General features: G+C 66.5%; 13 protein-coding genes and 2 tRNA genes. 4 read left to right on the top strand and 11 right to left on the bottom strand.

Annotation, left to right across the window (positions count from 1 at the left end):
• Positions 1–93: 93 nt before the first annotated feature.
• The 6 genes from VEY12_08250 to VEY12_08225 all read right to left on the bottom strand — a co-directional run bounded on the left by VEY12_08250 (position 94) and on the right by VEY12_08225 (position 3218).
• Positions 94–315: a hypothetical protein gene (locus VEY12_08250; protein ID HYM40115.1), complete on the bottom strand. Its 222-nt coding sequence runs from the start codon at positions 313–315 to the stop codon at positions 94–96.
• 186 nt (positions 316–501) lie between these two features.
• Positions 502–574: transfer RNA gene (locus VEY12_08245), tRNA-Ala, on the bottom strand.
• 258 nt (positions 575–832) lie between these two features.
• Positions 833–2320, bottom strand: coding sequence for an amidophosphoribosyltransferase (gene purF / locus VEY12_08240; protein ID HYM40114.1), 1488 nt, complete (start codon positions 2318–2320; stop codon positions 833–835).
• Positions 2321–2322: 2 nt separating this feature from the next.
• Positions 2323–2490 carry a 50S ribosomal protein L37e gene (locus tag VEY12_08235; protein ID HYM40113.1) on the bottom strand — a complete coding sequence of 56 codons (168 nt, stop codon included), beginning with the start codon at positions 2488–2490 and terminating at the stop codon, positions 2323–2325.
• A gap of 19 nt (positions 2491–2509) precedes the next feature.
• The gene (locus VEY12_08230) at positions 2510–2725 is read right to left on the bottom strand and encodes an LSM domain-containing protein (protein HYM40112.1); all 216 of its coding nucleotides are present in this window, start codon (positions 2723–2725) and stop codon (positions 2510–2512) included.
• Between the two features lie 79 nt (positions 2726–2804).
• Positions 2805–3218, bottom strand: coding sequence for a RimK/LysX family protein (locus VEY12_08225; GenBank protein HYM40111.1), 414 nt, complete (start codon positions 3216–3218; stop codon positions 2805–2807).
• A 140-nt stretch (positions 3219–3358) separates the two neighbouring features.
• Here VEY12_08225 and VEY12_08220 point away from each other — a divergent pair, with 140 nt between their 5' ends.
• The 3 genes from VEY12_08220 to VEY12_08210 are packed head-to-tail and all read left to right on the top strand — an operon-like array spanning position 3359 to position 5698.
• The gene (locus tag VEY12_08220; GenBank protein ID HYM40110.1) at positions 3359–4243 is read left to right on the top strand and encodes a RimK family alpha-L-glutamate ligase; all 885 of its coding nucleotides are present in this window, start codon (positions 3359–3361) and stop codon (positions 4241–4243) included.
• A 24-nt stretch (positions 4244–4267) separates the two neighbouring features.
• The gene (locus tag VEY12_08215) at positions 4268–4708 is read left to right on the top strand and encodes a hypothetical protein (protein ID HYM40109.1); all 441 of its coding nucleotides are present in this window, start codon (positions 4268–4270) and stop codon (positions 4706–4708) included.
• A gap of 45 nt (positions 4709–4753) precedes the next feature.
• Positions 4754–5698, top strand: a complete 945-nt coding sequence (locus tag VEY12_08210; protein HYM40108.1) for an aldo/keto reductase — start codon at positions 4754–4756, stop codon at positions 5696–5698.
• Between the two features lie 8 nt (positions 5699–5706).
• On the opposite strand, the gene VEY12_08205 is transcribed toward VEY12_08210, so the two are convergent.
• Both VEY12_08205 and VEY12_08200 read right to left on the bottom strand, forming a co-directional pair.
• Complete coding sequence (locus tag VEY12_08205) at positions 5707–6615, bottom strand: hypothetical protein (protein ID HYM40107.1); 909 nt, start codon at positions 6613–6615, stop codon at positions 5707–5709.
• An 80-nt stretch (positions 6616–6695) separates the two neighbouring features.
• Positions 6696–6811 (bottom strand) — tRNA-Leu (locus VEY12_08200).
• A 101-nt stretch (positions 6812–6912) separates the two neighbouring features.
• Between VEY12_08200 and VEY12_08195 the strand changes: the two genes are divergently transcribed.
• Positions 6913–7677, top strand: a complete 765-nt coding sequence (locus VEY12_08195; GenBank protein ID HYM40106.1) for an SDR family NAD(P)-dependent oxidoreductase — start codon at positions 6913–6915, stop codon at positions 7675–7677.
• A 9-nt stretch (positions 7678–7686) separates the two neighbouring features.
• On the opposite strand, the gene VEY12_08190 is transcribed toward VEY12_08195, so the two are convergent.
• The 3 genes from VEY12_08190 to VEY12_08180 all read right to left on the bottom strand — a co-directional run.
• Positions 7687–7938 carry a hypothetical protein gene (locus VEY12_08190; GenBank protein HYM40105.1) on the bottom strand — a complete coding sequence of 84 codons (252 nt, stop codon included), beginning with the start codon at positions 7936–7938 and terminating at the stop codon, positions 7687–7689.
• A 33-nt stretch (positions 7939–7971) separates the two neighbouring features.
• Positions 7972–8520 carry a DUF488 domain-containing protein gene (locus tag VEY12_08185; GenBank protein HYM40104.1) on the bottom strand — a complete coding sequence of 183 codons (549 nt, stop codon included), beginning with the start codon at positions 8518–8520 and terminating at the stop codon, positions 7972–7974.
• Between the two features lie 48 nt (positions 8521–8568).
• A partial coding sequence (locus VEY12_08180) for a hypothetical protein (GenBank protein ID HYM40103.1) occupies positions 8569–8842 on the bottom strand: 274 nt, incomplete at its 5' end.

The raw sequence follows: 8842 nt of genomic DNA, 5'->3' as shown, positions 1-8842 counted from the left end.
CGCCAACTTTGTCGAAGATCCGGCGCGCGATTGAGCGGTCCAGCTTCTTTAGTTGGCGGATGGCCGAATCGGACCAAATTACCTCGAAGGGCATCAGAAGCCCAGCTCATCCTTGAGCTGCCGGTGCGTCCGATACTTGCCCGCCTTGATTTCGCGGATGGCCTGCTCGATTTCCTTCTTCGTCTGTTCATTGAGCTCTTGGAGGTCCTCAAGGAGTCTCTCGAGGACCTCCTCGTACGTCTCGCGAGGGTGGAGCTTCATCCCCTCAAGGACCTTCTTCAGGTCCTGGCTGAGCTGGATAGTCGTCGTGGCCACGGCGGCAACCATGGCAACCGGGACTAATATAGCTTGCTATAGCATGCGATAGCAACGCCATGATGACGCGGCGTCGGTGGAGATTCGGGACCGCGCTGGATGCCGACGGTTGCCCGGTACCGGTCATCTTGACCGTACGCGAGCCCACATCCTCGGATTCCAAAGGCCTGTGACTCCCTAGAAGAGTGGACCGGGTGGGATTTGAACCCACGGCCTCTACCATGCCAAGATAGCGATCTTCCAGCTGATCTACCGGCCCGCGGATGCGCTGTAAGATAGGGTCCGGTATTAAGGTTTCCCGGCGCACGAGAATGTTCGCGTTTCACCCCGCGCGCCACGCCACAGTCCCGATGTGGAGGAAGGTGACGAGGAAGAAGAGCCCCGTCTCGACGACATGCATGGGCTTCCACACGCTGAAGGCGCGTTTCATCGCGGGAGGGCGGCGGCACACGTAGCGGCCGAAGACTCTGGCCTGCCGTGAATCTCACGGACGGACGTCACCTCGCGGACGCGTGGCTCACGCGGAGGACTTCGGGCGCTTCGCCACCGCAGGCTTCTTCGAACCCGTGTCCGCGTACAGTTCGAGGGGTTTCTCTTTCCGCATCTTCTCTCCGGGGATCGCAATCGGGTACTCCCCGGTGAGACACCCCAGGCACACATCGTCGCGAGGATGCTTCAGGGCCGTGATCAACCCGCGCATCGAGAGGTAGCCGAGGGAATCGGCGGCGAGGAACTCCGCAATCTCCGGGACACTCTTCTCGTTCGCGATGAACTGCTCGCGGGTCTTCATGTCGATCCCTAGGAAGCACGGGGAGCGGATCGGCGGACAACCGATGCGGACGTGGACCTCCTTGGCACCGGCCTGGCGCACGATTTGGACGATCTTGCGGAGCGTCGTGCCGCGGATGATCGAGTCGTCGATGAGCACCACGCGCTTGTTCTTCACCGCGGAGCGGATGGGGTTCAGTTTGAGCATCACCCCGACCTCGCGTTCGGACTGCTCCGGCATGATGAACGTGCGCTCGATGTAGCGGTTCTTGATGAGGCCCTCGACGACCGGCAGGCTCGCGACCGACGCGAAGCCTTGGGCCTGCGCCCTCCCCGACTCGGGCACGGGCACGACGATGTCCGCATTCACGGGGTGCTCCCGAGCCAACTCTTGGCCGATCTTCACGCGCGCGTCGTACACGAGCCGTCCGTCCAGGACGCTGTCGGGCCGCGCGAAGTACACCCACTCAAACATACAGTGTGCGGTGTGCGTGGGGTGTGGAAGGCGGAAGGACTCGAAGGCGCCGGGGCGGAGCTCGACGATTTCCCCCGCCTTCAGGTCACGGATGAAGCGGTAGCCGAGGGCGTCGAAGGCGACGCTCTCCGACGCAATCATCATCGTGCCTTCCCGTTCACCGATGCACAGCGGACGGATTCCGAACGGGTCCCGGACCGCGTACACGGTGCCGTTGATCAGAAGCGCGAGGCTGTAGGCGCCCTCGAGACGCTTCGTGAACTCTTTGAGGGCGCGCCGGGGGTCTCCCGAGCTCACGAGCTCGTTCGCCAGGAGGCGGACGATCACCTCGCTGTCCGAGGTCGTCATGAATGCCCAGCCCTTGCGGCTCAGGTCCTCTCGGATCTCCGCCGCGTTCACGATGTCCCCGTTGTGCGCGAGGCCGATGTCCCCGTACGACGTCTTGACCACGATCGGCTGAGCGTTGTCGAGGACGCTCGAGCCCGTGGTCGAGTACCGCACATGGCCGATGCCCGAGCGGCCGCGCAAGCTCGTGAGATCCTCCTTTGTGAACACCTCATGGACCAAGCCCATGCCGCGCTTCGAACGGATTTCTCCGTCAAAGACCGCAATCCCCGCCGACTCCTGGCCGCGGTGCTGCAGGATTCGGAGCCCGTAGTAGAGCTCGGTGGCGACCGGGATCTCGCTCGCGCAACCGATGATGCCGCATTTCTCGCGCGGGCGGAGGTCGGAGTATTCCGACGCAGCGCCGTCCAAGGACATCCTCAGTGCCTCTTCGCCCAGGAGAAATTCCTCAACTTCTTGGTATTCCCGTACCCGCACGAAGAACAGTATCCCTTGCGCTTGTGGTACGAGTGGCGCCCGCAGCGCCGGCACCGGATGTGGACGGATTTGACGCCCATCTTCCCGAGCGATGCGGTTCCCTTTGTCATCTACGCCACCTCGGCGTCGTCAGGGGGAGATGTAGATCACGTTGTCCCCGCGCACGATCGCGAGGTCCATCTTCCGCTGGGACTGGTTGTCCTGGGTCTCCTCCGCATTGCGGAGGACGAGGTTCATGTGCGGGTCGAACCCGTCCAGAATGCCCCGGTACCCCCGGCCCCCCTTGAGCTCGACCATCACGTTGGACGAGATCTTCTGATTGAGGAGGGAGAGTGGCTTAATCATGGGACCACGTCTGAAGGAGAGGAGGAGCAGTACTTAAAGCTCTCGTCGAAGGGAGCGGACCGGTCGCTCGCAGGAGGCGTCACGGCTCCGACTTGACCACAGGTCGGCCCTTGCCGAGCCCTGCGCCCTTCCGCGGGTTGATCAGGAAGCGGGAGTGGCGGAGCACGTCCATGCCCACGATCATGTGGTACCGCATGTCCTTCCGGTCCGTGACCGTGGCGTGGGCCTCGAACTCCCGGCCGTCGATGATCACGATGGCCTTGACGACGTCCCGTTCCTCCGGGCGCTCGGCCGCGGCCGAGCGGGTGTGCACGCGCCGCTCCACGGGGCCCAGCCCGAGGCGCTTCGCGAGGTCCGTGTCCAGGCTCGTCCGCGAGGCGCCCGTGTCGATCTTCGCGCGCACCTGGATGTCGCCGCTCGGTCCGCGGACGGTCACCTCTTCGATGATCCCAATGACCTTGTGCTTGGGCTGGATTTCCTTTTCAGGCGTCATCCGGACGTGCACCCGCCGAGGGTTCCCTTCGGAGGGCCGAATAGGCCCTCAGGCTATCATCCTTCCGTCGGAGCGGCGGCTGGCGAAGCTTTTTCTCCCGCGATAGCCGTCCGCACGGCCTACCGTGGCGGGGACGTTCCGTGAAGATCGGGATCATCTCCAAGAAGGACTCATACTGGTCGACGCGCCAGCTCCTCAAAGCGGTAACCCGGCACGGCCACGAGTCGAGCTTCATCCGGACGGACGCGGTCCGGCTGATCGTCGCGGGGAGCGACGACGCGCAGTACAACGGTGCGTCGATCCGGGACCATGCGATCTTCATCCCGCGCGTGGGTCGCTCGCTGACCGACTTCGGGAAGATGCTCCTCCGCCAGCTCGAGCTCATGGGGATGCGGACGACCCTGTCGAGCGAGGCGCTCATCACCGCGAGGAACAAGTTCCTCGCGCTCCAGTCCCTGCGTCAGGCGCGCGTCCCCATCCCGAGGAGCATCCTCCTCGCCTCTCGCCCCGACGTCATGGAGGCCGCGCACTTCGTGCACTATCCCGCGATCCTGAAGATCCTCTCGGGGACCCAGGGCATCGGCGTCATGCGGGTGAAGAGCTTCGAGGAGACTGCGTCCATCGTGGACACGATGAAGTCTTTCGGAGAGGTCATGCTCCTCCAGGAGTACATCCCCAACCCGGGGATCGACATCCGCGCCTTCGTGGTCGGTGACCGCGTGATTGGCTGCATGAAGCGGGTCGCGCAGATGCAGGAATGGCGGTCCAACATCCATCTGGGCGCGAAGGGCGTGCCGATCGAGCTGGACGACGCCTCGAAGGACATCGCGGTTCGCGCGTCGAAGGCCGTGGGACTCGAGATCAGCGGCGTGGACATGATCATGCGCGGGGACGAGCCCGTGGTCCTCGAGGTGAACGCCTCGCCCGGATTCCGGGGCCTCCTCGAAGCCACCAAGGTGAACGCCGCGGATGCGATCGTCGAGTACGCGATCCAGAAGGCCGAGACGGGGACGAAAGGGACTTGACCCGTCGGGTCCTTGACCCGGTCCATGGCCGAGGACCAGATCCCCGGATCTCGCGTGCGGATCACCACGAAACACGGCTCGCTGACCGCCGACGAACTCGGGGACGTGCTCCCTGGCGCCGCCCGCCTAATGGACGAGCTGGCCCGCCGGTACTGGGTTCTCTACTACGCCGCCAAGAGCGGCAGCTGGGAGCTCGCGCGGTACATGGAGAAGGAGTCGGAGAAGGTCCTCGCGATCCTGGGTCAAGTGCGGCCCAAGTACGCCGCGGACGTCAACGTGTTCCTTCGCGAGGACCTCCCACCCGTCGTCCGCGCGATCGAGGCGAAGGACTGGCCCGGGTTCGACGCGGCCTACCGCCGAAGCGTCGACGCATCGGACCGGTACCATGAGAAGTACAACAAGGGCTTCCTTCGCTTCCGCCTCCCGGACCGACCGCCCGAGTGGTTCGACCTGAGCCCGCGATAGCCTTTTGCGTCATGGGAGCGTTCGACCCGTCGCAAGGCGAATCCCATGAGGCAGGTGGCGCTGGGACGAGGCGGTCCCAAGGTCTCCGAGGTGGGGATGGGGATGTGGCAGGCCGGCGGCAAGGCCTGGGGCAAGGACGTGGTCGACCAGGACTGCCAGAGGGCCATGGAGCGCGCGATCGACCTGGGGGTCAACCTGGTCGACACCGCGGAGGCGTACGGCGACGGCCACTCGGAAGAGGTCATGGGCCGCGCGATCCGGAGCGTGGGCCGCGAGAACGTGTTCGTGGCCACGAAGGTCGCGGGCGAGCACCTCCGTGCGCCCGATGTGGAGCGCGCCTGCCGGGCCAGCCTGAAACGCCTCGGGGTGCGGGAGATCGATCTGTACCAGGTACACTGGCCGAACCCGTGGAGCCTCACGCCCATTCCCGAGACCATGAAGGCCCTGGAGCGCCTTGAGCGGCAGGGGCGGATACGCCACATCGGCGTGAGCAACTTCGCCGTGCGGGACCTGAAGGAGGCCCGTGCCTCCTTGTCGCGAGCCGAGATTGTCTCGGACCAGGTCCAGTACAGCCTCCTGCACCGCGAACCCGAGGCGGGCCTCACCTCGTACGCCAAGCGCGAGGGCATCGCGTTGCTCGCCTGGAGCCCGATCGCGAAGGGCATCCTGGCCGGGACCTACACGCCGGACCGACGGCCGGGGGATCCGATCCGGTCCGACGGCGTCCTGTTCAAGCCCGAGAACCTGAGGGCCTCCGCGCCGCTGGTCGCGTTGCTCCGCAGGACTGGCAAGGGCTACGGGAAGACGGCGGCCCAAGTCGCGTTGCGCTGGCTCGCGGACCAGCCCGGGGTGATCCCCATTCCCGGGGCCAAGCGCGCCGCCCAGGCGGAGGAGAACGCCGGGGCTGCGGACTGGCACCTGACCCGGACGGAGCGCTCCGCGCTCGACCGGGCGTCCGCCAGGGCTCTGGGCCGGATGGACACGTTCTGAACGGGCGCTCACTGGGGCGGTTGGGCCGGCGGCTGGGCGGGCGGCACCCTGGGCTTGCGGCGGATGACGAGGACCGCGACGATCGCGATGATGACGATGATGACCACGACCGCCGCGTACAGCGTGTAGTCGGGTCCCGCGGACGTGGGAGCCGCGGCAACGTGAAGGACACCCCTCATCACGGACTGCCCGTGGATCCCGCAGGCGTACGCGAAGTCCCCGACCCGGCTCGCCACGAACGTGAAACGGACGGAGTGGGTCCCGTTGAAGACGTCAGAGACCGTGTTGCCCGACGGGGACGTGCTCGCCGCGAAGTCCACGTAGAACGTGTGGTTCGCGCCGTCCGCGGAGAACAGGTCGACGGTCACGGTCTGTCCCTCGGTCACGTTCAGGGTGGGTCCGGGATACGCGATCGTGTCGTTCGTGGATCCCCAGCCGTTCGACGTACCAGCGCTACCCCACAGGACGAACGTGGGCGCGGACTGGACGACAATCTCGCCCCACATGGCGCCCGGGTGGATTCCGCAGCGGTACGTGTACGTGCCGGGGGCGAGCGTGACCGTCAGGTTGTAGAACTCGGGAACGGTCTTGGAGCTGAAGTTCGGAGCGTGCGGCTCGGTCGGCTGCACCACGGAGTCGTTGTTCACGTCGATGGTCCAGTTGTGGGTGTTCCCGTCCTGGCTGTATAGTTCGAGGGCGAGGAGGTCGCCCGTGGTCACCGTGAGGATAGGCCCGGGTTTCTTAATCGACGAGGGGGTGAATCCCCACCCTGATGTGGCGTTCCCGTATAGCGTGTAGTGCCACGTGGGCGTCGCTGAGGCCATGGGGGCGGCGGGTCCCGCGGGCGCCGCCAGGGAGGCGCTCGCACCGGCAACCACGATGCCCAGAAGGACGGCCACGAGAATTGCGGACTTCATGGAATCCCTTCTCCCGGTTCCGCGGGACGGAACAGCGACATCGGTTTAAAGGTTCGCCGAAGTCGCTCCCGGGTTCGGAGTGCGGGGGATGGGATGTTCCGCCCCGCGCCGGAGGGCGAGAGGCCTTTGAACCCATGAACTCCTTCGAGACGGGATCTTAAGTCCCGCGCCGTTGTTCTAGCTTGGCTACCCCCGCGCCCGACGCATCGGGCGTGCGGTATAATGCCTTTCCCCTCCGGGTCCCGGGGATCGAGCGGCCCGCGAGGCTTTAATACGCGCGGGGGCCGTCGCCGCGGCGTGGGTCGTTTCGACGGCCGCGTGGCCCTGGTTACGGGCGCGAGCGGCGGCATCGGTCGCGCCACGGCCATCGAGCTTGCTCGCGAGGGTGCCGATCTCGCGCTCCAGTTCCACCGCGGGAAGGACGACGCGGAGGCGGTTGCGGAGCAGATTCGCGGCCTAGGCAGGAATGCCACGATCTCCCAGACGGACGTCTCGGATCCCAAGGCTTGCCGGTCCCTTGTGGAGTCCGTGGTCCGGTCGCTCGGGCGCGTCGACGTCCTCGTCTGCATGGCGGGCCACCCGTTCCGGAGCGAGGAGTGGAGCAAGGAGTTCGCCGCTCTCACGCCCGAGGAGATTCGCCGCCCTCTGGACATCGACTTGCTCGGCTCCGTGTACATGGCCCAGGCGGTCCTCCCGGTCATGCGGACGCAGCACGGGGGCAGCATCGTCTTCACGGGGTCCACGCCGGCCCTGACGGGCGACGTGGTGGGCATTCCCTACCTGGTCGCGAAGGCGGGGCTCCTCGCGCTCACGCGGGCGCTCGCCCAGAGGTACGGGCCGCACGGGATCCGCGTGAACGCGGTTGCCCTAGGCAGCATCGATTCGGAGGCGATGGCCGGGATGCCCCGGGAGGAGCGGGAGGCGCTCGCCCAGGAGCCCGCGCTGAAACGGTGGGGTCGTCCCGAGGAGGTGGCGCGCGCGGTCGCCTTCCTGGCGGCGGATGATGCCTCGTACGTCACGGGCCAGACCCTGATCGTGGACGGAGGGTACGCGCACCGCTGAGCGGAGGGGTCACCGAGCCGGAGCGGGACCGCCTTCCAGTGCATAGGTCATCTGCTCCCCGCAGGCGTGGCAGGTAATCACGAGCTTCGGCCCACCGCTCCGGTACTGCTCGTGGACAATCCAGTGGCATCGACCGCAGCGGGAGACCAACCGGACCTCCTCCGTGTGGCCCCGCACCTTGAGGAACAAGCCCTCGTCCGTGCTTCGCCACCCCTTGACCACGAACCCGAGGGACTCCTCGAACGGGACGTCTCGGACCACGGCGTTGTCTCCCGCGGCAGGAAGCGCTCGGGGTCACTTACGCTTTGTCCCTCGCGCCGGGTACGTGAGCCGCTCCCCGTGAACGCGGGCGAAGGGCGTCAGGGAGTGATCCTGGGTCTTGCCGGGAGACAGGATGTGGATTACCCGCACCCCGCGGACCGTGAGGGCGTCGGCGAGGAGGTTCCGGTGGCATCGCCAGGGGACGGCTTCCGCGCACATGATCGCCGTCCGGTGGGTCTTCGCCCGTTCCACGAGCCGACGGACGCCTTCAAGGAAAGCCTCCGAATCCATGTAGTCCGCGTAGCCCCGGAATCCGGGGTTCCGCCAACCCGCGTTCCTCGAGCCCGGCCGCGGCTTGCGGTAGCCGCCGAGGGCGTCCAGGTGTTCGTACCCAAGCCCGGCGTCCGCGAGGTGCTTCGCGAGGACGGGTGCGTTCGTCCAGGGCACCCGCGCCGAGCTTGGGTAGTGGCGCACGTCCACGAGCAGGACGATGTCCGACTCTTGGAGCAGGGCGAGAAACTCCTCCCACCCGCGCGTCGAATGGCCGATCGTCCAGACGGTCGCCACTTCGGGAGCGAGCATGTCGTGCCACCGACGATCGGGGGTTGCGCGGATGAAGTTGCCCGGGGCTCAACGGTAGGCCTGGCATCGCGTGCAGTACCACCGCCCGTACTGGGGCACCCACGTGAGTTGGGAGCCGCAGACGGGGCACATGGGCTGGCTGTACGGCGCCTGGGGGACGGGCATGCCTCCCGCGGGCGGCTGGGGCGGGTACGCGTAGGGCGGCTGGGCCGGGTAGCCGTACGGCGAATACGCCTGGGCGCGAGTCCGCTCGCTCGCGACGAGGACGATGCCGATGATCAACAGGACGAGGCCGAGCGCGCAGATGGGCCAGAAGAACAAC

This window comes from Thermoplasmata archaeon (genome assembly GCA_035632695.1).
Classification (GTDB): Archaea; Thermoplasmatota; Thermoplasmata; order RBG-16-68-12; family RBG-16-68-12; genus RBG-16-68-12.
This window is presented reverse-complemented; position numbering and strand designations above follow the sequence as displayed.

Bases quoted from the DNA above. Each gene is read 5' to 3' on its own strand.
- VEY12_08210 (HYM40108.1), top strand. From the start codon at position 4,754: ATGAGGCAGGTGGCGCTGGGACGAGGCGGTCCCAAGGTCTCCGAGGTG.
- VEY12_08205 (HYM40107.1), bottom strand. From the start codon at position 6,615: ATGAAGTCCGCAATTCTCGTGGCCGTCCTTCTGGGCATCGTGGTTGCC.
- VEY12_08230 (HYM40112.1), bottom strand. From the start codon at position 2,725: ATGATTAAGCCACTCTCCCTCCTCAATCAGAAGATCTCGTCCAACGTG.
- VEY12_08215 (HYM40109.1), top strand. From the start codon at position 4,268: ATGGCCGAGGACCAGATCCCCGGATCTCGCGTGCGGATCACCACGAAA.
- purF (HYM40114.1), bottom strand. From the start codon at position 2,320: ATGTCCTTGGACGGCGCTGCGTCGGAATACTCCGACCTCCGCCCGCGC.
- VEY12_08225 (HYM40111.1), bottom strand. From the start codon at position 3,218: ATGACGCCTGAAAAGGAAATCCAGCCCAAGCACAAGGTCATTGGGATC.
- VEY12_08185 (HYM40104.1), bottom strand. From the start codon at position 8,520: ATGCTCGCTCCCGAAGTGGCGACCGTCTGGACGATCGGCCATTCGACG.
- VEY12_08235 (HYM40113.1), bottom strand. From the start codon at position 2,490: ATGACAAAGGGAACCGCATCGCTCGGGAAGATGGGCGTCAAATCCGTC.